Annotated in this window: 23 protein-coding genes, 1 tRNA gene and 2 pseudogenes; 12 read left to right on the top strand and 14 right to left on the bottom strand. The window is 60.8% G+C overall.

The annotated features are described in order from the left end of the window. Positions 1 to 2: 2 nt before the first annotated feature. Genes OMP40_RS06200 through lepB form a run of 3 tightly spaced genes read right to left on the bottom strand, consistent with a single transcriptional unit; the run spans position 3 to position 1,383 of the window. A complete protein-coding gene (locus tag OMP40_RS06200; protein ID WP_277530037.1) occupies positions 3 to 536 on the bottom strand; it encodes a GNAT family N-acetyltransferase in 534 nt (177 codons plus the stop codon). A gap of 21 nt (positions 537 to 557) precedes the next feature. Continuing rightward, complete coding sequence (locus OMP40_RS06205; RefSeq protein WP_277533011.1) at positions 558 to 884, bottom strand: low molecular weight protein tyrosine phosphatase family protein; 327 nt, start codon at positions 882 to 884, stop codon at positions 558 to 560. A gap of 16 nt (positions 885 to 900) precedes the next feature. Next, positions 901 to 1,383, bottom strand: coding sequence for a signal peptidase I (gene lepB, locus OMP40_RS06210; RefSeq protein ID WP_277530038.1), 483 nt, complete (start codon positions 1,381 to 1,383; stop codon positions 901 to 903). 305 nt (positions 1,384 to 1,688) lie between these two features. Between lepB and OMP40_RS06215 the strand changes: the two are divergent. Together OMP40_RS06215 and OMP40_RS06220 are read left to right on the top strand one after the other, a co-directional pair. Then, positions 1,689 to 2,970, top strand: a pseudogene (locus OMP40_RS06215) (ArsB/NhaD family transporter). Between the two features lie 18 nt (positions 2,971 to 2,988). Beyond that, positions 2,989 to 3,276, top strand: coding sequence for a hypothetical protein (locus tag OMP40_RS06220; protein WP_277530039.1), 288 nt, complete (start codon positions 2,989 to 2,991; stop codon positions 3,274 to 3,276). Here the strand turns inward: OMP40_RS06220 and OMP40_RS06225 are convergent, their stop codons facing one another. Beyond that, positions 3,277 to 3,954: a hypothetical protein gene (locus OMP40_RS06225; RefSeq protein WP_277530041.1), complete on the bottom strand. Its 678-nt coding sequence runs from the start codon at positions 3,952 to 3,954 to the stop codon at positions 3,277 to 3,279. A gap of 77 nt (positions 3,955 to 4,031) precedes the next feature. On the opposite strand from OMP40_RS06225, the pseudogene OMP40_RS06230 reads away from it, so the two are divergent. Beyond that, positions 4,032 to 5,316, top strand: a pseudogene (locus tag OMP40_RS06230) (ArsB/NhaD family transporter). Positions 5,317 to 5,336: 20 nt separating this feature from the next. Further along, the gene (locus OMP40_RS06235) at positions 5,337 to 5,678 is read left to right on the top strand and encodes a hypothetical protein (protein WP_277530042.1); all 342 of its coding nucleotides are present in this window, start codon (positions 5,337 to 5,339) and stop codon (positions 5,676 to 5,678) included. A 94-nt stretch (positions 5,679 to 5,772) separates the two neighbouring features. On the opposite strand, the gene OMP40_RS06240 is transcribed toward OMP40_RS06235, so the two are convergent. The 9 genes from OMP40_RS06240 to OMP40_RS06280 form a co-directional block, all read right to left on the bottom strand. Beyond that, positions 5,773 to 6,009: a hypothetical protein gene (locus OMP40_RS06240; RefSeq protein ID WP_277530043.1), complete on the bottom strand. Its 237-nt coding sequence runs from the start codon at positions 6,007 to 6,009 to the stop codon at positions 5,773 to 5,775. Further along, complete coding sequence (locus tag OMP40_RS06245; protein WP_277533012.1) at positions 6,006 to 6,404, bottom strand: phosphotransferase family protein; 399 nt, start codon at positions 6,402 to 6,404, stop codon at positions 6,006 to 6,008. Before OMP40_RS06245 ends, OMP40_RS06240 begins: the two co-directional genes overlap by 4 nt. Then, positions 6,382 to 6,816 (bottom strand): phosphotransferase, encoded by a 435-nt coding sequence (locus tag OMP40_RS06250; RefSeq protein WP_277530044.1) that lies wholly within the window; start codon positions 6,814 to 6,816, stop codon positions 6,382 to 6,384. The genes OMP40_RS06245 and OMP40_RS06250 overlap by 23 nt, the downstream gene beginning before the upstream one ends. Positions 6,817 to 7,054: 238 nt before the next feature. Beyond that, on the bottom strand, positions 7,055 to 7,306 hold the full coding sequence (locus OMP40_RS06255; protein ID WP_277530045.1) for an S-layer homology domain-containing protein: 252 nt from the start codon (positions 7,304 to 7,306) through the stop codon (positions 7,055 to 7,057). Continuing rightward, positions 7,299 to 9,764, bottom strand: a complete 2,466-nt coding sequence (locus OMP40_RS06260; RefSeq protein ID WP_277530047.1) for an S-layer homology domain-containing protein — start codon at positions 9,762 to 9,764, stop codon at positions 7,299 to 7,301. Before OMP40_RS06260 ends, OMP40_RS06255 begins: the two co-directional genes overlap by 8 nt. Before the next feature lie 22 nt (positions 9,765 to 9,786). Next, the gene (locus OMP40_RS06265) at positions 9,787 to 10,413 is read right to left on the bottom strand and encodes a hypothetical protein (protein WP_277530049.1); all 627 of its coding nucleotides are present in this window, start codon (positions 10,411 to 10,413) and stop codon (positions 9,787 to 9,789) included. Further along, positions 10,337 to 12,103, bottom strand: a complete 1,767-nt coding sequence (locus OMP40_RS06270) for a carboxypeptidase-like regulatory domain-containing protein (protein ID WP_277533014.1) — start codon at positions 12,101 to 12,103, stop codon at positions 10,337 to 10,339. Before OMP40_RS06270 ends, OMP40_RS06265 begins: the two co-directional genes overlap by 77 nt. Then, entirely contained in the window at positions 12,027 to 13,811 is a 1,785-nt protein-coding gene (locus tag OMP40_RS06275; RefSeq protein ID WP_277530050.1) for a TolB family protein, read from the bottom strand. Before OMP40_RS06275 ends, OMP40_RS06270 begins: the two co-directional genes overlap by 77 nt. A 390-nt stretch (positions 13,812 to 14,201) precedes the next feature. Further along, the gene (locus OMP40_RS06280) at positions 14,202 to 14,618 is read right to left on the bottom strand and encodes a hypothetical protein (protein ID WP_277530051.1); all 417 of its coding nucleotides are present in this window, start codon (positions 14,616 to 14,618) and stop codon (positions 14,202 to 14,204) included. Positions 14,619 to 14,873: 255 nt separating this feature from the next. On the opposite strand from OMP40_RS06280, the gene OMP40_RS06285 reads away from it, so the two are divergent. The 7 genes from OMP40_RS06285 (at position 14,874) to OMP40_RS06315 (ending at position 23,696) form a co-directional block, all read left to right on the top strand. Then, entirely contained in the window at positions 14,874 to 15,572 is a 699-nt protein-coding gene (locus OMP40_RS06285) for a response regulator transcription factor (RefSeq protein ID WP_277530052.1), read from the top strand. 3 nt (positions 15,573 to 15,575) lie between these two features. Continuing rightward, positions 15,576 to 17,045, top strand: coding sequence for a sensor histidine kinase (locus OMP40_RS06290; protein WP_277530054.1), 1,470 nt, complete (start codon positions 15,576 to 15,578; stop codon positions 17,043 to 17,045). Positions 17,046 to 17,099: 54 nt separating this feature from the next. Continuing rightward, a complete protein-coding gene (locus tag OMP40_RS06295; protein ID WP_277530056.1) occupies positions 17,100 to 18,242 on the top strand; it encodes a WD40 repeat domain-containing protein in 1,143 nt (380 codons plus the stop codon). Positions 18,243 to 19,018: 776 nt separating this feature from the next. Beyond that, positions 19,019 to 20,581 (top strand): ABC transporter substrate-binding protein, encoded by a 1,563-nt coding sequence (locus OMP40_RS06300; RefSeq protein WP_277530058.1) that lies wholly within the window; start codon positions 19,019 to 19,021, stop codon positions 20,579 to 20,581. Further along, on the top strand, positions 20,574 to 21,455 hold the full coding sequence (locus OMP40_RS06305; RefSeq protein WP_277530060.1) for a carbohydrate ABC transporter permease: 882 nt from the start codon (positions 20,574 to 20,576) through the stop codon (positions 21,453 to 21,455). Before OMP40_RS06300 ends, OMP40_RS06305 begins: the two co-directional genes overlap by 8 nt. Before the next feature lie 25 nt (positions 21,456 to 21,480). Next, positions 21,481 to 22,359, top strand: coding sequence for a carbohydrate ABC transporter permease (locus OMP40_RS06310; RefSeq protein ID WP_277530062.1), 879 nt, complete (start codon positions 21,481 to 21,483; stop codon positions 22,357 to 22,359). Positions 22,360 to 22,400: 41 nt separating this feature from the next. Beyond that, the gene (locus OMP40_RS06315; RefSeq protein WP_277530064.1) at positions 22,401 to 23,696 is read left to right on the top strand and encodes an efflux RND transporter periplasmic adaptor subunit; all 1,296 of its coding nucleotides are present in this window, start codon (positions 22,401 to 22,403) and stop codon (positions 23,694 to 23,696) included. A 53-nt stretch (positions 23,697 to 23,749) separates the two neighbouring features. Here the strand turns inward: OMP40_RS06315 and OMP40_RS06320 are convergent. Continuing rightward, positions 23,750 to 23,825, bottom strand: a tRNA-Arg gene (locus tag OMP40_RS06320). Between the two features lie 166 nt (positions 23,826 to 23,991). On the opposite strand from OMP40_RS06320, the gene OMP40_RS06325 reads away from it, so the two are divergent. After that, on the top strand, positions 23,992 to 25,005 hold the full coding sequence (locus OMP40_RS06325) for a LacI family DNA-binding transcriptional regulator (RefSeq protein ID WP_277530066.1): 1,014 nt from the start codon (positions 23,992 to 23,994) through the stop codon (positions 25,003 to 25,005). Positions 25,006 to 25,049 lie beyond the last annotated feature (44 nt).

Raw genomic sequence — 25,049 nt, forward strand, 5'->3', positions numbered from 1 at the left:
AGCTATTCTTTGTTCGCTTTCGTTAGATCTTTGATCAAGTAAAGCAGCAGGTCATCGTCAACGGCGACAGTCTGTCCCGGGGCGACCGCCCGGTTTTTATACATGATGCCTTGTCCGTCCAAGACATAACCGCGTTTGGCATACAAAATCTGCGCCGCCCCATAATCCCGATACAGCCCGACGCCTAATCCTATGTACGAGGAGCCGCGCGAGGCGATGTCCTCCAACGCCTGCAGCATGCGGCTCGCTATGCCTGATCTTCGGTAAGCAGGGAGCACGTCCAGAGCGTTAACCTCTGGTATGCCCGCTTCGGCGAATCCCGGATAATCCGAGCGATACAGCAGATGGCAGCACCCGGCGACGTTGCCGTCTACCTTGGCGATCAGCGTAATTCTCAAACCTTGGCGGTTCTCCTCAAGGTACCGATTATCGTAATGGCCGGGATGATACCAGGGATACGTACGGGAAAATACAGTATCCAACTCGCGTACTTCGGCTTCTTCGGCCAGTTGTTTGATGACGATCTTCTGAGTCATGGGCTGCCTCCTGTTTCACTGTCACGAGATCTCGATATATTCCGATACGCCCGACCGAAGCGTCTCGATCAATTCCTCGTCCATATATCCGTATTCGTCGGGAATGCCGAGGCAGACGATTCGCTTCCCCTGCAGCATGTGCGGAAACTTTTCTTGCAGCCGCCGCACATGCTTCTTTTCCATCGCGAAGATCAGATCCGCCCAACCGATATGGCCCTCGTTCACCTTAATCCGTGCGGCGTCCTCCGTCCCTGCGGATCGAACCTGATAACCCTCGAGCGCATTAAAAATATGCTCGGCCGTAAGGCTTCTCCACTTGTTGCGGCTGCACACGAACAGGAGCTTCATCATCTCCTCCCCGCCCTCATTTCTTTGGTATGATTTTCGTAACGCGCCCGATAACCTGATCACTTCGGATCGGTCCGTACATCCTGCTGTCCAGACTGTTGTCGATATTGTCGCCGAGCATATAATACTCGTCCTCGCCAAGGACGATCGCGGGCTTTATGGCATTTTCAGGCATAAAATCGGTTTTGTACAGCAGCCGGTCGTTAACGTACACCCCCGCTTCCTTAGCTTCGATTCGGTCGCCTGCCACGCCGATTACGCGCTTGCAATATTCTTTACCGCTCACTTTAATGATAAGGAGATCGTCCGCCTTGATTTTTTCCGATAGATCCGTGCTGACTAGCATTCGGTCTCCATCGTTCAAGGTCGGGGACATGGAGTTGCCGTCCGCCACGTAGGACTTCAAGGATAGCGGCGAAGTGCACTCGGCGAGCGTCGCCGCAAGCATCAGCAAGAGAACGCACATCCACTTCTTCACGGTCTCGCTTCCTCTCTTCATCGAGAATGAGTACTCCAGCACAAATTTACCTGTTTTATACAAATATAAAACCAGCATAGCGCAAATCGGCGCTCATGGGAACGAATCGCATTCGAAGATGGCGGTCGGCGTCGGACCTAAAAAGGTTTACAAGCGCGGCGTTTTCGTTTAATATAGACAGTAACTGCATATCGGGAAATACCGGAGGAGCCTGCCATTTTGGGGGCTTCTCTTTGCTTTTTTTGGCCTCTCCAAAATGGGATTGAACGGCATACGCGGTACGATAGCGGACATTCTATTCCATGGAAGACAGAAGGAGGGGGCATATGGAGCAGCAAGCCATTTGGGCAATCGGCATTTTTTTTGGTCATTTACGCGCTCATTATCTCGGAGAAGATTCACCGGACGATCGTGGCCATGATCGGGGGACTGCTCATGGTCGTCCTCGGCATCGTCGATCAGGAGACGGCGATCCATCACATCGACTTCAATACGCTTGGGCTGCTGATCGGCATGATGATCATCGTGAGCACGACGGCCGAGACGGGGGTATTCAAGTATATTGCGGTGCTGGCAGCGAAAAAGGCGAAAGGAGAGCCGGTCCGCATCCTGATCCTGCTGTCGCTCATCACCGCGGTCGGATCCGCCTTTCTGGACAACGTGACGACGGTGCTGCTCATGGTGCCCGTGACGTTCAGCATCACGCGGCAGCTGCGCGTCAACCCGGTGCCGTTCCTCGTGACGCAGATTATCGCATCCAACGTCGGAGGCACGGCGACCCTGATCGGCGATCCGCCGAACATCATGATCGGCAGCGCCGTCAAGGAACTGACGTTCATGGCGTTCATCAACAACCTGGCGCCCGTCGCCGTCGTCGTTATGGCGCTTTATGTACCGCTGTTCATCTGGATGTTCCGCAAAAAGATCCAGACGACGGACGAGCTGAAGCTCAGTGTCATGGAGATGGACGAAAAGGAGCTGATCTCCGATCCGAAGCTGCTGCGCAAGTGTCTGACGGTGCTAGGACTGACGCTGATCGGGTTTTTCACCCATCAAATGTTCCACCTCGAATCCGCCACCGTCGCGCTTGCGGGCGCCTTCCTGCTGCTGCTGCTCACAGGCGAGCATATGATGGAGCAGGCGTTCACGAAGGTCGAGTGGATGACGATCTTCTTCTTCGTCGGCCTGTTCGCGCTCGTGTCCGGCCTGATCGAGACGGGCGTCATCGCCGAGCTCGCGAAGCGGGCGATCGATCTGACGGGCGGCGACCTGGTCGCGACGTCGCTGCTGATCCTGTGGCTGAGCGCGATCGCCTCCGCGTTCCTCGACAACATCCCGTTCGTCGCGACCATGATCCCGATGATTCAGGAGATGGGCAACATGGGCGTGAGCGATCTCGAGCCGCTCTGGTGGAGTCTGGCGCTGGGCGCTTGTCTCGGCGGCAACGGATCGCTCATCGGCGCGAGCGCCAACCTGATCGTCGCGGGCATGGCCGGCAAAGAAGGCCATCCGATCCGGTTCGTTCAGTTTTTGAAAATCGGATTTCCGCTTATGCTGCTGTCCATCGTCATCGCAAGCGCGTACGTCTATCTTCGCTATCTAATCTAACCTCCGGGAGGTCATACGATGTTAAATTACAGCTATGACGAAGCTGTGCTGCGTATAAGCGAGTCCGTCAACGAGAACGATGTGGAGTTCAATATCGTTCTCCTGACCGACGAGCCGTCGCTGCTGGAGGGGCTCAAGCGAGTGCAGCAGGAATTCGACCAGGATCGTGTCTATACGGACGTATTGTTCTACCATTATCCGAATCACGAATATAAAGTGATCGTGCGCAAAGACTATTACGTGGACTTCGTGCTCGAGCTGATGAAGCAGCGCCTGCTGCAGCGCGTAGGGTGGGCCGAGGCCTGACTATAGCGGGATGACGCGGCCGGTCAAGGCATGGATCGTGAGGTGCAGCGGCGGCTGGCCGGAGCGTTGAAAAGTTACGGCGTATACGAGCGGGATGCCGGCGCGGTCGGGGAGGTAATAAGGACGAACCTCGGCACGGCCGGCATCCGCGCGTCCAATGCCGGTCGCGGCCGCGGCGATGCGCACGGCTTCCGCTCGGCTGACGGCGGCATGACGCGGCCTGTTGAGGGTCGCTTTCGCCAGATTCGGGTGTATTCGCCCTTCTACGCGCCGGATGATCCCGTCGCGATCGATATCGATTCGCAGCTCGTCTCCCCAAACGGGCGTCTTGTAGAGCAGATGGACCAGCCGCACGCGGACAATCGAGGCCGAGTGGCCGCTGATCTCCGCCACCCGCATCGTGGAGTGGGGACTTTGAATGCCGTATATTCGCTTGGTTTTGTTCGCGAATTCAAGCGCGATCCAAGCCGGCGAATGCTTGGAGGGCTTGGACAAGGCGCCGGCCAGCAGGGCCGGCGTCTGCGTGCGATCGTCCATTCGGATCTTCAGGGAAGTACCGCCGCCGGCGGACAGACGCTTGAGCGCGGCATAAGGATCCGCGTCCGCGACGGCAATCGGAGTAAGGGAATAGCCAAACCACACCATACAGGCGGCCAACGCCGCGAGGATTCGATACATGTTGATCCTCCTATCCATATTAATTCCCATTGTCGGTTAAAATGGATGAAGGTATTCAATTGATTGGGAGGATCGGAATGGAACAGCAAGCGATTTGGGCCATCGGCATATTTTTGGTGATCTACGCACTTATTATCTCGGAGAAAATTCACCGGACGATCGTCGCCATGATCGGCGGCCTGCTCATGGTCGTCTTCGGCATCGTCGATCAGGAGACGGCGATCCATCACATCGACTTCAATACGCTTGGGCTGCTGATCGGCATGATGATCATCGTGAGCACGACGGCCGAGACGGGCATGTTCAAATATATCGCCGTTCTGGCAGCCAAGAAGGCGAAAGGCGAGCCGATCCGCATTCTGATTCTTTTGTCGCTCATCACGGCCGTCTGCTCCGCCTTTTTTGGACAACGTGACGACAGTGCTGCTCATCGTACCCGTCACCTTCAGCATTACGCGGCAGCTGCGCGTCCATCCGGCGCCGTTCCTGCTCACGCAGATTATCGCATCCAACGTCGGGGGGCACGGCGACGCTGATCGGCGACCCGCCGAATATTATGATCGGGAGCGCCGTCCCGGAGCTCACTTTTATGGCCTTTATCGAGAACCTGGCCCCCGTCGCCATTCTGGTCATGGCCGTTTACGTGCCGCTCTTCATCTGGATGTACCGCAAAAAAAATCCGGACGACCGACGAGCTGAAGCGCGGCATCATGGAGATGAGCGAGAAGGAACTGCTCACCGATCCGAAACTGCTGCGCAAGTGCTTGATCGTGCTGGGATTGACGCTGATCGGCTTTTTCACCCATCAGACGCTTCATCTCGAATCCGCTACCGTTGCGCTTGCCGGCGCTTTCCTCCTGCTGCTTCTCACCGGCGAGCATAAGCTGGAGCATGCGCTCACCAAGGTCGAGTGGATGACCATCTTCTTCTTCGTCGGCCTGTTCGTGCTCGTATCGGGTCTCGTCGAGACCGGCGTCATCGCCGAGCTCGCGAAGCGGGCGGTCGATCTCACCGGCGGCGACCTGGTCGCGACTTCGATGCTCATCCTGTGGCTGAGCGCGATCGCCTCCGCCTTTATCGACAACATTCCGTTCGTGGCGACGATGATTCCGATGATTCAGGAGATGGGCACGATGGGCGTGAGCAACCTCGAGCCGCTCTGGTGGAGTCTGGCGCTGGGGGGCGTGTCTTGGCGGCAACGGCACGCTCATCGGCGCGAGCGCCAACCTGATCGTCGCAGGTATGGCCGCCAAGGAAGGCTATCCGATCCGGTTCGTTCAATATCTTAAGGTGGGCCTTCCGCTGATGCTGCTGTCCGTGGCGATCGCGAGCGTGTATGTGTATCTTCGATACCTGATCTAGAATCGGGGGGAGGCTGCCCTGTGAAGCGCATCGACAAATACGTCCTATATCTGCTCTATCTCGTTCTGTTTGGCGTCCCGATGGTCGCGACGTTTTACGCGGCGGACGGCGCGGATCATCTGTACGTGTCCATGCTCGTGATCTTGACGAGCATCGGATTCCGGTATCGGCAGGATATCAGGCGAGAAGACTACACGGTGCATAAAACCTCCGGTCGAATGTGGAGTAGAAGCTTTATCTGGGAGCTGATCCTGATTCCCGTCGTCTTAGGGCTGCTGTTAGGCGTGCTGGAAGGGGGGAGCGATGGCGCAGCGAGGTATGGTTCTTGGCTTATCCATATCGGCGGGACGTCTGCTGTTTGAAACGGGTGAGCGGCTCTATCTCCGCAGGATCGTGAAGCGTACGGCACAAGTCGGCTGAGCCGCTAGGATAGCTTTTGCAGCGGGTTTGGTTTCGTTATTTCTTGGGCCGTAAGCGCACAAACATCAGCGTGTACAGGATAAACGCAACAAGGCCTAAGGCGATGCTTCCTGCCCATCCAATATGGTAAACGACGAACGTCGTATCGTGATAAGCAAAGTCGCCAGTATCGTTCGTGCTTAACATTCGCGATGCGGCAGCGAGCAGCAGATGAACCAGCGCCGGGAACGCGACCGCGATTCCCGCGCCAAGAAGCCACGCGCGCGCGGTCATCCAGGTTCATACCCTTCCAGAGCTTGCAGAACAAATGTAGCCAGCGCTTCTTTTTCCGCCTCGGGAATTCCCTCGCACAGGCGGGCTGCGGCGACGGGCGGCATCCAGCGTTCGATCTGCTCGCGCGTCGTTCCGGTCTGCTTCGCATATGAGCGCAGGTACCCGTCGAGCAGCTCGGCACGCATGTCGGCCAGCCATTCGGCGACTTCGGCCGGCGCGTCGTCCGGCAAGCTCCCGTATCGGAGCAGCAGCGCGGTTCGGGCCGCATCGCCCGCCGGGTGTCCGCTCATCCCCGTCATCCAGTCGATGATCCAATCCTGATTGCCCCACATAATATTGTCGGGATGAAAATCGCCATGGCAGAGGCGGTCGTCATCGGGCAGATCTCGCAGCATCCGCGCCAAGCGCTTTTTTTACCTCGTCGCTCAACAGAGGGGCGTGCGCAATCCGATCCTGGAGACTGCTTTTCTGGTCGGGCAGTCCCGGTACGGCTATGCGGTGAATCTCACCGTGAAGCTGCGCCATTCGCGCGGACTCCAGCTCTACGTCACCGTCGCGGCGCGCGAGCGCTGCGAGCATCGTGCCGCCGGCGATCTTCTCGAATACGATTCCGTGCCTGTCGTCATGCCGTACGCGGGCCAGCGCCATTGGCGTCCGGACGCCTGCGCGACAGGCTGCCTGGCTGATCCGGTACTCTGCCTCCACCTGCGCCTCGGGCATGCCCGGCAGGTACAGCTTAAGGACGCGCTGCTCGCCATACTCGTAAATCTCGGCCGTTCTTCCGGCGCCGATGCGCGTACCGTACATGCCAAGTCTCCTTTACGTTCATCTATACGGATCATATTTTGAATTAGGAGGTTCGTCAATACCGCGCTATACCTGCACCTGGGCAGCGCGGGATCACGATGAGGCCCGGTCGGACGGCGAAGTGCTGTCGGCCTGAGATCGCCTGACCGATCGCCGTCAGCATGGCCAAATTCATAAAAAACCGTCAGGGTGAATTTGATTTCCCCTGACGGCTTCTCTTCCCTATGAAATAGAAAAATTAATTTTGATCCTCGATCAAACCTGCCCCATCCAAAAAGCGGTACAGGATGACGGCGGCTTCGCCGCGCGTGATATTTGCCTTTGGCACGAGCGTGGTTGCGGTGCGCCCCTTCAGCCAGCCATCCGTGACCGCCGCCCGAATACCTGGAATCGCCCACGCTGCTACGGAATCGGCGTCCTCGTATCCCGACATCCAGGCATCGTCGTTCGCGGATTGTTCCTCGGAGCGCCAGATCGCGGTTCTATACACGATAGCGGCAAGCTCTTCTCTGGTCATCGGATCGTTCGGCCGGAATCGCCCCCCCCGCTCCTTGAACGAGGCCGAGGCGGCTGGCCAGGCTGACGTCGGCCGCATACCACGATTCGTTCCGTACGTCCGTGAATTCGACGCCGTCGGCGCCTGCTTGCGGTTCCGGAAGCTTGCCGGAAGCTCGCAGCAGCGAGAGCAGCAGCTTCACCGCCTCCGCGCGCGTCAACTGCCGGTTCGGCTCGAACCGACCCGGGGCGACGCCCGACAGCAGGCCGCGGCTCGCCAGCACCTCCACCTCCGGACGGCTCCAGTGACCTTGCGCATCCGCGAACGAGATGTCGCGCAGGAAGACGGCATACGCGCCCCACGCGGACACCTCCGCCCGAACCGTCGAGGCGCCGACGTCCACGACGCCGCCGACATAGATCCAGTTCGCGGGATTGGCCGAATCCTGCCGATACACGCCCAATTTGCGCGCATCTTGGCCTTTCAGAAGCGCGGGATCGTACTTGATCTGCAGCACGGTCGGCTTCGCAGGCGCAGCAGCGGATTGATCCAAGGTCAGCGAGAACGCCGGACTGAGCGGGATCAAGCCCGATGCGTGCGGGTACGAGCCGATCGGCAGTTGCTCGATTTTCAGCTTGCGCGGCTCCTTGTAGACGCCGGCCGGATAGGTGAGCCGCAGTGCGCCCTCGAACAGCGAATGCTCGCCCTTCGAAGCGTCCAGGTCGATCTCGGTCTGCAGCGGATCCGCCGGGTCGCCGCCCGGATTGCCGCCAGGGTTGCCCCCCGGCTCCGAAGTTTGGCCGTCAATAACGACGCCGGTCGAACCATTCAGCCGCTGATCGAACGAACGCAGCATAATTTCATACGTTTTGCCGGCTTCGAGCCCCGCCAAGCGGATCTGCTGCTCGCCCTTGGCCGCATACGACGTATTGCCAAACTCCGCCGTGCCCTTGACTTTGTAAGATACTTCCACGTGGTGAAGGTCCGCATCGGCGGGGTCCGTCCAGGTTACAATCAACGGGCCGTTATCCCATTGAGCCGAGGCGTTCGCAGGCTCGCCCGGCGGCGTCGTATCGGCCCGCAGCTCCGTTACTGCCTTCGTAATCGCGGTCGCGCCGATTCCGGCCGATTCCGCGCCGTTGAAATCTACCGAGGTCAATCGCAGCACGTATTCCGTTCCCGGGCACAGTCCGGTGAACGAGGCGCTGCTGCGGTCCAGGCCGATCTCCGCCGCAACCGGCTCGCAGCCAGAGCGGCCTTGCGGCGTGGCGGTCAGCCGATACAGCTTGGCATCGGCGCTGCCTTGCCTGTTCCATTCCGCCAGCAGCTCGCGCTGACCGGCGATCGCCTTCAAACCGCTTGCCGCTTCCTGTACGGGAGTATCGGCGGGCAGGACGGTCAGATCAAATGCTCGTTCCATATCCATCCCGACATGCGCGTAGGTTTGAACGTGCGCCAGTACGCGCATCCGGTAGGTTTCCCCCTGGGCCGCAGGCTCTTCAGGCACGAAGCGGAAGCTGCGGGCTAGCGTCTGGCCGGCCTCGTCCGTCTGCGGATCGACGGCTTCGATATGGCCGCTCACCTGATCCCCCGCGGCATTCTCCACGATAACGCCGCCGGATACGACCGTATCTGCGACCATATACTTGCTGAACGCGAGGCCGATCGGTTTACCGGCAACAGCTTGGCCTGCAGTCGGAACCGGAGCCTCAAGCGACACCATCGCGACATTGACGTCAAAGTGGGGCGGGAGCACGGTCAGATCCTCGCTTTGCGCAGGCAGATACCCCTCCTTGGAGAACATGACCCGCCATCTTCCCTCCGGCACGTCCCAGCCGTACTTGCCCAGCTCGTCGCTGATCAGCGGGTTGGTCTGGCCGTACCAGTCGGCATCCCATTGTCTCCATTCGCCCGGATGCGCCGGATCCTCCTGCAGCAGCGTCGCAGTCACGCCTTCGATCCGGTTGCCGGTCACGGCTTCATAGACGTAACCGCTCGGGTCCCAGATCCATACCGGATCGGCCACCTTTTTCTGCGGCTCCTCCTCATCCTTCGGCCTTTCGTTGCAGCGCTCGATGGCGCCGGCTGCAGCCATTTTGTCGCGCCATTCCTTGTTTTCCTCGAATTCTTCTTTCAATTCTTTCAAACCTTTGGTCCAACTGCTCCCTATGGCGTCGTTGACCATCGTCATATACAAGGAAGCGGAGCCTGTCGCCCATGACGGCAGCTTGTCCGTGACAAACCCCGCAACGAGCCCGACGCCGGTGAGGGTGTTCTTGAGGAGCAGACCGGTGCTTGCCAAATCGAACATCGCATTGGTCCGGTTTATGAAATAATTGACGCTCGGCGTGTTGCATTCGTTCTGAATGACATAGTCCTGGAATTGCAGCAGCTGGTCGGCGTAATCCATAAAGTCCATCGTGTCGCTGACATAGCTTTTCAGACTGTTCAATACGCCGAACGTCTTATTGAATTTATCCGCGAATTCCGCCGTTGCCTTGGGGGAAGGAGACGGAGATGGCGATCCCGAGATAATCGGTCGACAACGGGTCCCCGGGGTCTGCGAGCGCCTTCAGCTTGGGCGAAAATGCAGCCAGCTCGCGCAGTTGATCCTGACTCAAGGCGGCGCGGGAAATGCTGCCTTTCACCGTCAGCACGCCCGTCGAGTCCAGGTAAGGCGTGAAGCCGCGGTACGGGACGGGAGCGCCGCCGAGCTTTTCGGCTTTAAGGCTCATTCGGACTTCCGCTTCCGTACGGTTTTTGTCAGGAAACACGACCTTGTACGTCGGCGTATACGTCGCATCGGGATCCGGCCCGTCCGTGCTCGATACGACGCTGCCCTCGACCGGACCCCAATCGGCGGCCAGTGCGGCTTGCTGCGCCTCCCATTGTTCCTCGGTCGGTTCCTCGACTCTTGCCTGGAATTCCGCCGGCGCCGTGTCGTAGCTGACAAATACGCCGGCTCCCATATTATAATCGGGAGCGAGGACCGCCTCGAATTGACCGGGGCTGCTCTCCGTCAGCTCAACCGTTTGTCTGCCGATCGAGACGGTCGGCTTGCTGATTCGCTCGGCATTCGAAATGTGTACGTTGAAGAACATCGACTGACCGGGAACGATAACGAACGGAAAACGGGCGACGCCGTCTGCCGGACTGAATACGGCCTTGCGTCCGCCGTCCTGGTACATCGTCACTTCTACAACGGCAGGCGCATCGGGGTCGAATTCGACGAGCGAAGGACGGGATTCCACATATCCGTTCTCCTCCTCGACCTTGGCGGTCAGACGATATACGGCTTGCTTCCGCCAGACCAGATCGGACGCCCTGTCCGGCAGGTCGATTTTGGCGAGCCATAGCCCCCCCGGCAGTCGACTGCGCGGTGCCGACAAGGGCGCGATCGGCGTAGACAAGCACCTGTTTGCCGGCCGGGGCGCGTCCGTTGACCGTGAATGAGAGCTGGCTTGATGTCTCCGGCGCTTCCAAAGTGACCTCGGCCGTGCGGATATAGGCCGATCCGATGGTTTCACGGTTCGTGCCGCCGTCCTGCGGCTTGTTGTAGCGCATGAAGATCTGGTGCAGCATTTCAAAGGGGACTATCTCGTCGAGCGCGACGCGATAAGACAATGAGCCTTGCGCTCCCGACGCCAGACGGCCGAGCTTAATCGCAAACGCTCCGCTGCCCTCGTCGGTAACCGCGACCGGCATCCGGTTCAACATGACGCTGTCCGGGAGCAAGGTGGCGCCGGCCGGAACGGAGATGATCAATACGGCATCGTCGACCGCCGCAGCACCGTCAAGCCGATAAGCAGCCTGCAAGGTTACCGTACCGCCAGCCGTTGCCCGGAGATCGCTCTGCGCATAGCCGTTGCCCCGTTTTTCCGCAAACCGCGGCAGGTAAGAAGTCATTGTGGCCGGGGGGAGTCTCGCCCACTGATCTTGGGCGATTTCTCCATTCGACTGATAAGACAATCCTCCTTTATTGTCGTAAAAATAGAGCCGATACTGACCGGGCTTAGGCATGGACAGACTGTACTCGCCTTTGTCGCTAAAGGACAAGCTCTGCCCGGGGATCCAGTAGTCGTCTTCCTTCTCCCGCCACTGGAAGGTGCCTTGGGTATTTAAGGTGTAATTGGCGACAATGCCGGTAAGCCGCGCTGCTTCCTTCATCTCAAGAGACGCAGCGGCTTCCCGGGCGTCATTCAGCGTGACTTGCGCGCAAGCGCTGCTAAAGCCGGCCCATATGCCGGTGGCGCATACCCGGTATACATCGCCCGGCGTCCCGTACACAGCTATGCCGCGTTCGTCAACGGTACCTGAACGGTAGCCTTGCGCGGCATTGACGGCGCTAACCTCCAGCCGGTAGTCGAGGGCCGTCCTCCAGTCGGTAATCGCGACTGGCTTCAGGCTTCCGTCCACAAGCCGCACCTTGACGTCCAGCTTGATCCGGCCGAAGCCCTGATTGCTCAGCGGGAGGTCAAGCGTTTCCGTCTTTCCTTCTCCAAGCGTTACTTGCAGATTATTGCTCGTATACAAAGGCGCTTCCGTTCGTTCGCCCACCACCGTATATTTACGTGCGATCGCCCGCAGCCGATATCGACCCTGCGCGTCGGTTACGGTTTTGCCGACGATGCCGCCATACTCCGCCAGCAGCTTGACGGTCACGCCGGCAATCGGCTTGCCGTCGCTGATCGCGGTTCCTTCCAGCGTGCCGAAATTAAGGTTGATCAGATTGAACTCGCGGTCCTGACTGCCTGCCTTCAGGGTAACCCCCCTGCGGAGCCGGCGATTGATAAGGAGCGGGAGCGGATAATCGGATCTCGACCTGCTGTCCGGCGAAAAAGCTGCCCGTAATCTTGAGCCGTCCGTCTCCGGCCGTTTTTCCGCCAAAGAGCAATTCCCCGCCGGCCGAACTGCGGATTTCCACCCGCACATCCGCAACCGGCGTTCCCCTTTCGTCAACCGTCGTAACGGCAAGTTGCGCTGCTGGCACGACATCAACGGACAATTCGCTTTGTTCCCCCGCTTTCACTTGAACGCCCGTCATTTCCTTCAGCAGTTGGCCGCTTGCGTCGACCACGCGCAGCGTATAATCGGACGCCGCTCTCGCCGCGAGCACGGTATCCAGCGTGTCCGGAAAAGCCGACGATCCGCCAAGCTTGGCAGCCGGGCTCCACAGACTCACGCGAGCGCCCTTCAGCTGGGCGGCGTCCGCCGTGGTCAGCTTCACCTTGAGCGCGCCCGCGACTTCCACCGGTACGCCGTCGGCTGTCTTCCCATTCTCGGGTTTGTCCTTCGGTTGCACGCGCACGGACACGATCTCTCGCGCGCCGGCCGGCACCGTCCAGTCCGCCCGGTACGCGCGCGGCTCATCGGCGGCGGCCGCAAGCGTCACGGTGGCGGTCAGGCTGTCGTCCTGCCCCGCCAACTTGTAGGCAACGCTCGCTTGCAGTTGCAAATTCGGCTGCGCCAGGGCGCGAATGACCATCTTGCCGTTCATCGGAACGGCCCCGTTCACCTGCTGCGGCAGCTCGATGCTCGCTTTCGTCACAGCGTCCTGAGGCAGCGTGTCCGTGCAAGATGAGGCAAGGCATACGTATCGGAGGTAAATGCCTTGGGGTTCGCTCGAATTTTCATAATCGTCCGGATTGTCATAGCGCTCATAGGCAAAAACGCCTCTCGTTCCGTCCTCGCTCAGACTGAGCGAGCTGTCGGTCAACGGCCTGCCGACGTAGCTGTACGTATTTTCCTCGCGGATATCGTAGCGCACGTAAGCGCGCGATCGATAAGGCTCCGCCGGGGAATAGATGTCGGCGTTGTGCAGCTTGACATAGACATAATTCCCGTCGCCCGTCAGCTTCGGGACATCCATTGAAATGTTGTTGATGGTGCCCAAATGCCAGATCTCCGCGGACTGGATCCGGTCGTACACGCCGACGCGGACTTTGCGTCGGTTATATTCGTTCAGATAGCTGATTTTACTGCCGTCCGCGGACAAAGAAGGCCACAAGAAGGTGCCGGAATCGGTCTCTTCGTCCACGATCTCGAGGTGCGTCACGGCGTGCATGTCATAGAGATAAAGCCGGCTGCGGTCTTCGCCATTGTCGTCCTTCTCCGGCACGTATTCCCACGCTTCGGATACGAACGCGACATAACGTCCGTCCGCGCTGATCGCCGGCTGTATGCTGTCATCCTGCGCCTGCCCGCCGTCCGCGGTCAGGCTGATCCGGCGCAGCCGGTCGGCTTCGGGCAGCGCAAAGTCGCAGAGGAATACGTCCATCACTTCGTTCGTATCTCCTTGCACCAGATCGGCGGAGGAGGAGTCGAATACCAGCTTGCTCCCATCTCCGCTCATGCCGACGGTATCGAAGCCGGCCGGGCCTAGCGGAGCGACCAGTTGACTGGTGCCGTCGGCCGTGTCGTAGCGGTATAGTCCATATCCCGTATCGTACGCTCCCTTGGGATAAGCGACATATCTGCCGTCGCTGCTGATTGCCAGCATCGGGCCCGCTCCCCCCCATATGGGGTGCGGCGTCGTCCAACCTGACGATGCTTCCGTTGCCCCCCTGCGCGATACAGATAAAGCCCGCTCTGGCCGTCAGCCGAGCCGGGGAGTGCAGGATCCTGGCCGTTCGCCATAAAGACAACCGACTGGCCGTCCGCGCTGATGGTCTCATCGTACAGTCCGAGTTCGACGCCGGAGAGGATCGGCCGTTCGCTCTTATGATTCGTCGCTCCGCCGAACAAGAAATCTACGCTGCCGCCCGTTTCGTCGTAGACATAAAGTCTGTAGTCCGCGAAGCTCGCCTCGGGCAGCCCGGTATGGAGGAAATAGAAATCATCCTCCGTTACCTTTAAGGTCTCCCACGTTCCTCCCACCTTCCATTTCAGCTCATAATGGTCGACCCCCCTCCGCAGGGATCCGCTGATTGGGATCATTGGGGTCGGGGATCGTCAATGCGTCCCAACGAATCTCGATTTCGTCGTAAGCTGCCAATTCCCACCTCATTTGGACTTCGCCTTGACTCCAGTCCGCCGCGGCAGCGACGCCGAGCGACGGATTCGGGTCAACAGGCGGAAGGCTGTCGTCGCTTGCGGGCGTCTCGATCTCGGCGACCTTCACCGTTTGGGTGACCGATTGTTCCGCCAAGCTTGCTGATCGCAAAAAATCTAACGGATCGTACGCCGAACTTTCCGACTCCGGCGCCTCCGGCGCGGCCGACAATGGATTCAAGTTGCCGTTGAGCAGAAGCGACAGCGCAAAGACAACGACCGCAAGGGTCCGCATCTTCCTCCATGCCCGTCCCATTGCATATTCCTCCTCCTCGGATACCGACACGTATCGCAGTATTCCTGCCATCATCTCATGGGCGGCTCCGCGTACGTCAGGAACGACGTACCTAAACTCGGCATGACTCCGTCATGATTTGTTGTCATGAAAGTCATAAGAACGGCACGCGACGGGCCGGGCGGGCGCCCGAAGACGGGTTCGCGGGATCGCCCTGCGGGCAAGCCGGACCGCGATCGGTTAAAATAAGAAAAAACGGACGGCGAGGGCGCGGGCATGAACGGGACTAAAATTTTGATTGTCGAAGACGAAGCGGCGATCGCCGATCTGCTGGCATACGGGCTGGGAAGGGAAGGCTTCCGCACGCAGACGGCAAGCACCGGCGCGGAGGCGCTGCGAGAGGCGGAGCGGTTCGAACCGGACTTGCTCCTGCTCGACTGGATGCTGCCCGACATGAGCGGGCTCGATCTCTGCCGGCGCATGACGGCGGAGCGCAATATTCCGATTCTGATGCTGACGGCGAGGTCCGACATTACGGACAAAGTGCTGGGTCTCGAGTTCGGGGCGGACGACTATATGACGAAGCCGTTCGACATGCGGGAGGTCGTGGCCCGCATCCGGACGATTCTGCGCCGGATGGCGCAGTCAAGCCGTGCGACGGAGGAGTCCGGGGAGGCTGCGGCGGTCCGCTTCGGCGGCGTGGAGATCGCCGTCGGCGAGCGGCTCGTGCGCAAAGGCGGGGAGACGGTGGAGCTGACGCCCAAGGAGTTCGACCTGCTGATGACGCTGCACGGCCGCCGCGGCAAAATTTTCACGCGCGCGGAGCTGCTGGATCTGGTGTGGGGCTACGACTTTGCCGGCGATACGCGCACCGTCGACACGCATGTGCTGCGGCTCCGCAAGAAGCTGGACGCAGGCGACTGGATCACGACCGTGTTCGGCATCGGCTACAAGTTCGAGAAGCGGGAGGACTAGCGCATGTTCCGGACGATCCGCACCAAGTTCGCCGTCGGCTTCTTCGTTATTTTCTGCGTCTCGTTCCTGCTGCTGAACCAGATTATCGCCGGCATCATCGCATCGGGCAACCGCCAGATTATAACGGACGATCTGATCGGACTCAAAAACAACAGCGGCGTCTACGTCCGGCAGGCGTTTCTCATCAATCATTTCGCAAACGACGAGATCTACTTCGCCCAGATGGCCGAGGAGATGGTCGGCGATCTGCGCCACGCCACCTCGGACGCCGTCGGCGCCTATTCGCCGGCGGGCGAGCTGCTGTACGCATCCGACAAGACGGCGTTCTCCGGCGGGAAGGCCGACGATCTGCGGCACGCCATCGGCGGCGAGACGGCGTATTCGGTATCCTACGCGAGCGGCACGGCATCGGTGCTGTATGCCTATCCGGTCGTCGTGGACGGCAAAAAGGTGGGCATCCTGCGCTTCGCCAAGGATTACTCCCCGCTGTACGAGCAGAGCCGCCGGATTCTCGATTCGCTCTATTACATCGCGCTGGCCGTCTTCGCCGCCGCCTTTCTGTTCGCCTACCTGCTGTCGAGCCATATCACCGTGCCGATCGTCAAGCTGACGAAGGCTTCGTCCCAGGTGACGGACGGCGACCTCGACGTCAATCTCGCGATTCGCCGGCGGGACGAAGTCGGCAGGCTGGCCGACAACTTCAACGCGATGATAGGGAAAATCCGCGGACAGATCGCGACGATCGAGTCGGACCGCGACCGGCTGAAGGGGCTTCATGCGCAGCGCAAACAGTTTTTCGACAATGTCACGCACGAGCTGAAAACGCCGCTGACGTCGATCATCGGCTATGCCGAGATGATCCGGTCGAACGGGGCGGACGATCCGGCCTTTTTCGCCAAGGGCATGGACCATATCGTTCAGGAGAGCCGCCGCCTGCACGAGCTGGTCGTGCACCTGCTGGAGCAGTCCAATCCGCGGACCGAGCTGCGGTCGGACGAGCTTGAACGGCTCGACGCGGCCCGGCTGCTGCGGGACGTGTGCGATTCGATGGCCTTCAAGGCGGAGCGCTACGGGAAGGCGATCGCGTGCGCGGCGAACGACGGACTGTTCGTCGAAGGCGATGCGGATCAGCTAAGACAGCTGTTCATCAATTTAATCGACAATGCGATCAAGTACGGCGACGCGGGAACGGAGATCGAGGTCCGGGCAGAGCGGGAGGCGGGGACGGTTCGCTGCCGGATCGACAGCATCGGCGAGCCGATCGGGCAGACGCATCTGGCGCGGATATTCGAGCCCTTCTACCGGGGCGAAGCCGGCTCGGGGGAGAGCGGCAGCGTCGGGCTGGGCCTCAGCATCAGCCATGCGATCGTCGGGCGGCACGGCGGCACGATTCAGATCGACAGCGAAGGCAGGCGGACGTCGGTGCGCGTCGCGCTGCCTTATGCCGAGGAGAGGGGGTTGTTCGGACGATGAGATCTGCAACATGGCGCAAGGCGGGAAAAGCGCTGCGCGGCGGGACGCTCGCGCTTGCGCTGGCGGCGGCGTTCGCCCTGCAGGCGGGCTGCGCGAGCCGTCTCCGCTCGGAGACGGTCGTCATCCCCGACGCGGCGGCGCCGGCTTGCGTCGACGAACGGCGCCGACGCGGCGTTCGAGGTGCGGTCGATCTTCAAGGTCTCGTTCGGAGTGCGGACACTCGGCTATCCGCTAGGGTGGGCGGCCGGCGGCCGGCTGATCGGGTATGCCGACGATACCGAGCGCGGCTTCGTATCCCTCGCGGCTCCGTATCGCGAACCGGCCGTGCTGAGCGACCCCTACATTATCCCGCTGGGCGTCTCGCCGGACGGGCTTCTGCTGCTCGGCATCGCCAAAGACGGAGACGCTAAAGGGGACGCTTATACGTTGAAGCTGCTCGCGTCCGACGACGGACGCGAAGTCGCGGCGATTCCGTACGCGGCGCTCAAGTGGCGCAAGTATCCGTTCGCCTGGTCGGACAATAGCCGATACGTGGCTTACGGCGTTCGGGAACCCGGCGCGAGCGCCGACCGCATCGAGGTTTACGACGCGAAGACCGGCGGCACGGCGAGCTACGAATGGACGGCCGACACGTCTTCGTCGGCTACGATCGTATCGGTCAAGCTGTCGAACGACAGCGCGAAAGCGCTGATCGTCTATAAAGACGACGAGAAGAGCCAGGACGGACAGCTGCGGGAGGGCCGCAGCTATGTCATGCTCGCGGAGCGAGCCGGCGGCGCCTTCGAGAGCCGATATGCGCATCCGCTCGCCGACGCGGGCTCGGCCGACTGGGTCAACGACAGCCAGATCGTCTTCGCGGGCGCCGACGATACGTTGTTCGGCTACGACGCGCGCAATGGCGCGCTGACCGTGCTCGCGGAAGGGACGGGCCTGTTCAGTCTGTCGGCGGACAAGCAGACGATCGCCTTTTCGCGCGGCGACGATACGGTCGTGGCCGGCAGGCTGCAGGGCAACAACGTGCTGAACGAAGCCGTCGTCTATCAAGGGATCAGCCCCTTGCTGCTGGCCTGGAGTCCGGACGGGGACAGGCTGCTCCTCGAAGGGACGAAGCCGCCGTATGCGCAGGAGCGCGCGGTCCCGGCGCCGGCGGAAGATACCGACGGCCGGTATGCCTCGTTCGTGCTGCAATTCCGCTAGACGCTCCTTCTGCCTCCCCATCCGTGAAGCGGATGCCGTATCCGGCGCCGTTCGCGGATTTTTTCAATATGAAAGAAAGTATAAGATTGAAAAATCGACAGGTAACGCCCTTCAGCGCCTCTTGGCCCGAAATGCACCGCAGTCCCGACAAGCAACGCTGTACAGCGTCTCTTCGCCCCGGAATATACGCCACAGTCCCGATCAGGTAACGCTGTACAGCGCCTTACACCCCCTCTCGCATCGTCGCATGAGGCGAGAACGGGAATAACGTTGGATAACGCAGGCTTTTCAGCTAATTGGACAAGCTGAGGCGGAAATGCCTGCCACTCCTTTGCTGGCATTCGTCGGTCATCCCTCGCGCAGGCAGATTGCGAACAGGAGCGCGCGTCCAATCGCCCCGCTGGCTTCACTTGCTAACCTTACGATGACGTTAGGGGGGCAAAGTAAGCGTGAGAATGCAAATGAGAACTGAGGGAGTAACCCAAGGCAAGCCGAGCGAAGACTCCGGACTCAGAGGACGCTATTTCGTAAAAAACGGTGCAATTGCGATCCTTTCGGACTGGAGAGTCGCTATTCACCCAAATCCTGGCTAAAAACGTTCTCCAATCCCGCGATAGAGGCTCCTGGGTCCGCGGACAGGCTGCAAATCGCGATAGGAACAAAATAAGGGCTTCTCAGTCCGTAAGCTGCGCGCCATTGCGCATTTAAAGGCCGCAGGCGGCTTTTCTAATTTGGAGACAATTTGTTCACAAGTCGGCGAAGAGATGGCCACATCCGTGTATTACATTGGACGGGCGGCCGGGAATACGGAGCGATTCGGCCGCAGGCTCAATATCGGAAGGTGGATGGCGATGAAAAGAATCGGGTTGATGACGGCACTCGGCGTGCTGCTTCTTAGTGTCTCCGCGTGCAGCGGAAACGGCGGGAATGCCGGCGGTTCGCCAAGCGCTGCGAACGGACAGAGCGGATCTTCCGCAGGCGCGCAGCAGACGAACGCGCAGACGGACGGCAAGGGCGCGGGCGCCGGGACGAAGGCGCCTGTGCCCGCGCGGGAAGAGATCAAGCTGCCGACCGGGCCGGTCAAGCTCGTCGTGGCCTCGTTCGAGCCGAGCGAGCAGTTGAAGCAGGCGGTCAAGAAGTACGAGCAGGCGCATCCGAACGTGACGGTCGAGCTGCAGGCCGCCCAGTCGGAATTCAAAAGCCTGGATTCGCAGATCGCGAATATCGAGAAGTATGTCGCGACGACGAACACGGCGCTGCTGTCCGGCAAAGGTCCGGACGTCATGGAGCTGGACCTGCTGCCGCGAGAGAAATTGGTAGGCCGGGGGTTGTTGGCCGATCTCGGCGACTGGATGAACCGCGATGCGGATTTTAACAAGCCGGACTACTTCGTCAATCTGCTCGATAACCTGCAGATCGCGGGCGGGCTATACGCGATGCCGCTGTCCTTCTACCCTGTCGCGCTCCTCGGCGACGAGGCGGCCATCGAAAAGGACGGCGGCGTTCAGGACGGCGACTGGACCTGGGACGAATTTGCGGAGTCCGCGAAGCGGCTGATCCAGAAGGGCACCCATCCGCATGCGCTGGCCAACACGCCGGACTATATGCTGTCGGAGCTCGTAGGCGAGCGGTACGCGCAATTCGTCGACGAAGCGGGCCGCCGCGCAAACTTCGATTCGCCGGACTTCGCCGGGCTGATGACGCAGGTCAAGCAACTGTTCGACGATGGCGTCGTGATCGATCTCATGAAGGCGAATTTCCGGAGCGAGTCGATGGCGGATAACCCCAAGATCAATACTTATTTCCAAAGCACGCAAATCCCCTCGCCCATGGAATTTTTAATGTTGATGGATCAATATGGCGGCAATACCCGTGTCTACACGAAGCCGCATGCGAAGGAGATGGGACCGGGCGGCTACTTCATCGCGAACCAGACGATGGGGATCAACGCCGCTTCGCCCGTCAAGGAGCAGGCGTGGGATTTTCTCAAGTTTCTGCTGTCCGAGCAGGGCGCGGCCGATCCCGATATCTCGCTGGGGCATACGGGATTCCCGATCAGCAAGATCGCCTACGACAAGGAGATCAAGAAGCTGCGCGACGAAGGGGAGGTGCCCGGCTACAAGAACGGCCCCGCGGAATCCGATCCCTTCAAGGTGAATGAAGCCCATCTGGATCTGCTCGACGGCATCGTGACGGCGGCGGTGCATCCGGTCGGCCAGTCGACCAAGATCGGCGATATCATCAGCGAAGAGAGCAAAGCTTTTTTTACCGGACAGAAGTCCGCAGCAACCGTCGCGAAGCTGATTCAGAACAAAGTGACGACTTATCTGAATGAGTAGGCGGCTGCGGGGCCGATGGCGCGGCGGCGACGGGGCGGCGGCACTGCTGTTCCTGGCGCCGGGCGCGGCGGGCTTCGCGCTGTTCTATCTGTTCCCGTTCGCGATGGGACTGTGGTACTCGCTGACGGACAGGACGATCGGCGGCCGCTTCGTCGGACTGGCCAACTACGAAGCGCTGCTCGCGAGCGGCTCGTTCCGCAAGGCGGCGGCCAACACGCTGCTGTTCACGGGCGTCAGCGTGCCGATCCTGATCGCGCTGTCGCTTGGGCTAGCGCTCCTGCTCAGCCGGCCGCTGTTTTTGCGCAGATGGCTGCAGACCGCCTTCGTGCTGCCGCTCGTCGTGCCTGTCGCCTCCGTCGTCGCCATCTGGCAGATCTTCCTCGACTGGAACGGCAGTCTCAACGCCTGGCTGCACGGCTTGGGCTACGGGCGCATCGACTGGCTTCAATCCGATTGGGCGATGCCGACGCTCGTGGCGATGTACGTTTGGAAAAACGTCGGCTACGACATGATCCTGTTTCTAGCCGGCTTGCTGTCGATTCCGCAGTCTTATTACGAGACGGCGCGAATCGAGGGCGCGGGCCGCCTGCGGCAGCTGACGCATATCACGCTCGTCTATCTGACGCCGACGACGGTGTTCGTCATTCTCATTTCCATCATCAATTCGTTCAAGGTGTTCCGCGAGACGTACTTGCTCGCAGGCGATTACCCCTACGACCGCATCTACATGCTGCAGCATTATATGAACAACATGTTTTTCTCGCTCGACATTCAGAAGCTGACCTCCGCGGCGGCGCTGATGGTCGGCTGCATCGTCATCCTCGCCGGCTCGCTGCTGGCGGCGGAGAAGCGGTTCCGATCGTGGATGGAATGATCGGAGGAGAGGAGGCAGGCTGCCGTTGGAGAAAAACAAGCTGATCGCCAGGCTGTGCCTGAGCGCGCTCCTCGTCGTATTGGCGGCGGTCGCGCTGGTGCCGATCGCGCTGACCTTCACCAATTCGCTGATGACCGAGCGCGAGATCGGGGCCAACTACGGCTTGCTCGGCGAGATGACCGATGTCGCGGCAGGCGGGCGGGATCTGTTCATTAATTTGAAGCTGCTGCCCGACTGGCTGACATTGTCGCAGTACGGGCAGGTGCTGATTTTTAACCCGGCGTTCCTGCGCATGTTCTGGAATTCGGCCGGCATGGTGCTGCCCATCGTGGCGGGTCAGACGGCCGTAGCTTCGCTGTCCGCCTATGCGTTCGCCAGGCTGCGCTTCCGCGGGCGGGACAAGCTGTTCCTCGTCTATCTCATGACGATGCTGATGCCGTTCCAGGTGACGCTGGTGCCCAACTATATCATGATCGCCAGGCTCGGGCTGCTGAACAAGGAGGCGTCCATCATATTGCCGGGCATCTTCGGCGCCTTCGGCGTGTTCATGCTGCGCCAGTTCATGCTCCATATCCCAGGCACCTACACGGAGGCGGCGAAAATCGACGGAGCGGGGCATGGGACGATTTTCGCCCGGATCATTCTGCCGCTCGTGATGCCGGGCGTCGCGTCGTTGACGGTGCTGCTGTTCGTCGATTACTGGAATATGGTGGAGCAGCCGCTCATCTTTTTGCAGGACGCGTTCAAGCAGCCGTTGTCGCTTTATCTGGCGCATATCAACCGGACGGCGCGCGGCATCGGCTTCGCCGCGTCGGTGCTGTATATGACGCCGATGATCCTGCTGTATTTGTATGCGGAGTCCTACTTCGTACAAGGGATTCAGCTGTCGGGGATCAAAGGGTAGCGGACGGTTTGCAAAGGTTGTTATGCGAAGGGAGGGATACGATGGACACCGAAGCGGCGGGTGCAGGGCAGAAGCTGCGCCAGCGTCGCATCCGTATGGCTGCTGGCGTATTCGCCGGGCTGCTCGTCGCGCTGACGCTGCTCGGCAATACGCTGCTGGCGCTGACGCTGCCGAAGGTCGCCGTCCAGCCGGTTCAGAGCGGCCGGGTGAAGACCCAATACGACGGCACGGGGGTCGTCCAGCCGGTCGAGACGCTCAGTCTGCCGAATCCCGCGGGATGGAAGGTCAAACAGGTGCTGGCGAAGGAGGGCGACCGGGTCCACCAGGGGCAGGCGCTCGTTACCTACGACGATCGCGATGCCCGGGACCAGATCGAGGCGCAGCAGGCTTCGCTGCAGAAGCTAAAACTGCAAATTCCGCTGCTCCAGCAGCAGTATATACAGGCGGCGAAGGATGGAGGCGCGGCGGACGTAGCCGGCGCGAAGTCCGCCCTGGAGAGCGCGGAAATCGACATTGCCGCGCAGCAGCAGCTGATCGCGGGACTGCAGGCGGATATGGCGGAGAAGGGCAAACTCGTCGCGCCCGTGGACGGGATCGTGAAGGAGGTGCATGCGCTCGCTGGAACGGCCGGCGTATCGGCGGGACCGGACGTGCTGCTGGTGAGCAGCGGTCGCGGGTACCGGTTCGAGCTGCGTCCGCCGGCATCGCTCGCGGAGACGCTGAGGGTGGGCGACAAGCTGGAGGCGCAGGTGCAGGCGCAGGGTGGAGGGCAAGAAGATGAAGGGCAAGGCGAAGTGCAAGGTGAGGGCGAAGGGCAAGATGAGGTAAAAGGCAAGGCGCAAGGCGAGGAACAAGGACAGGAACAGGAACAAGGACAGATGAAAGGCGATATGCAAGACGGCGACCCTCATACGATACATGGCGTCGTGACGGAGATTCTGCAGGATCTGCCCGGCTCGGACGGGAGCGGAGGCGGGGAAGAGGAGGACGGAGCCGTTTCTTCCGTGCCCGGCTATCGGATCGTCGTCAAGCTGACGGACGCCTCGATTCGCGGCGGCGAGACGGTCAAGGTCCATCTCGAGAAGGACGCCTCGGATACGGATACGATGCTCGTGCCGAGCGCGGCGGTCCGCCGGGACGGCGCCGGCGCCTACGTGCTTGTAATCGAAGAGCGTCAGGGACCGCTTGGCAACGCCTATTACGCCTCGCGCAGATCGGTCTCCGTCAAAGAGACGGGCGACGGTATGTCCGCCGTCTCCGGCAGCTTGTTCGAAGGTGATCGGATGATCGTCGAGAGCGAGGAGCCGCTGAGCGAGGGCGAGCGGGTGCGCATATAAACAGGCTGCCCGGAACGATCCGGCAGCCTGTAGGCATTTGCGAGAGAAGAAACTGGCGGCCCCGAGATGAATCGAACATCCGACACCACGTTTAGGAAACGTGTGCTCTATCCGCTGAGCTACGGGGCCACAGTAAATCTCATTATAGCACAATCCCGTCGGAGAGCCAAAACGAAATTCGACCTTGAAGCGGGCGAAAACGAACCGTATTCCGATTGCCAAAAGCGCCGCTTCGCGTTATGGTAGGGACAACGATTCAGCCCGGTTGGGCGCGCAGCAAGGCGGGGGGCTTACGATGACAGCTACAATACGCGATATCGCGAAGGCGGCCGGCGTGTCGGTCGCGACCGTATCCAAGGTGCTCAACGATTACTCGACGGTTAGCCGGGCCACGCGGGAGAAGGTGCTCGCGCTCGTCTCCGAGATGCAGTTCCGCCCGAACGAGGCGGCGCGCTCGCTCGTCGGCAGGCGCTCGATGACGATCGGCATTTTGCTGACTTCCGGCCTGGCCAACCCTTTCTTCGTGCATCTGCTCGGCGGCATCGACGAGGCGCTGAAGGAGCGGGGCTACGACCTCATCTACCTCGCGCAGCTGTCCGCCCATCCGGAGTACAACTTCGTGCATCACTGCCGCAGCCGCAATGTCGAGGGCGTGCTCGCCTTTGGCTTCCAGCTGGGCGAACTGGACGCGGACAAGCTGGTCGCATCGGGCATCCCGACCTTGTTCATCGACCTGAATCTGACAGGCAAGCGGGCAGGCTACATCTCTTCGGATAACAAAGAGGCGGTGCAGGGCACCGTGCGTTACCTGCATGAGCTTGGGCATCGGCGGATCGCATGCATCGCAGGCTTGCCCGGCTCGTACGTCGGCGAGCGGCGGCTCGCGGGCTATCATGAGGCGATGGCCGAGCTTGGCCTGTCGCCGGACCCGGACTGCATCGTCATCGGCGACTTCACGCAGGAGACCGGCTACCGCGGAATGCAGCGGCTGCTGGCGCTGCCCGAACGGCCGACCGCCGTCGTCTGCGGCTCGGACAAGGCGGCGATCGGCGCCCTGCAGGCGGCCCGCGAGGCGGGCGTCGCGGTGCCGGCCGAGCTGTCGATCGTCGGTTTCGACGACATCGACGAGGCGCGGGTCGTGTACCCGCCGCTGACGACGGTGCGGCAGGACATGTCGACGCTCGGCCGTCGCGCGGTCGAACTGCTCGACGGACTCATCGTCGAGCCGGACAGCCCGGCTCCGGCGGTCATCGTGCCGACGGCCTTGGCCGTGCGCGGCACGACGGGCCCGCCGCCGCGTGACGGCTAGCGCTGGCGTTGCTGCGGCGCGGACCGGACCGGACCGACGGCCTG

It is taken from the genome of Cohnella rhizosphaerae (assembly GCF_029525575.1).
Lineage (GTDB): Bacteria > Bacillota > Bacilli > Paenibacillales > Paenibacillaceae > Cohnella > Cohnella rhizosphaerae.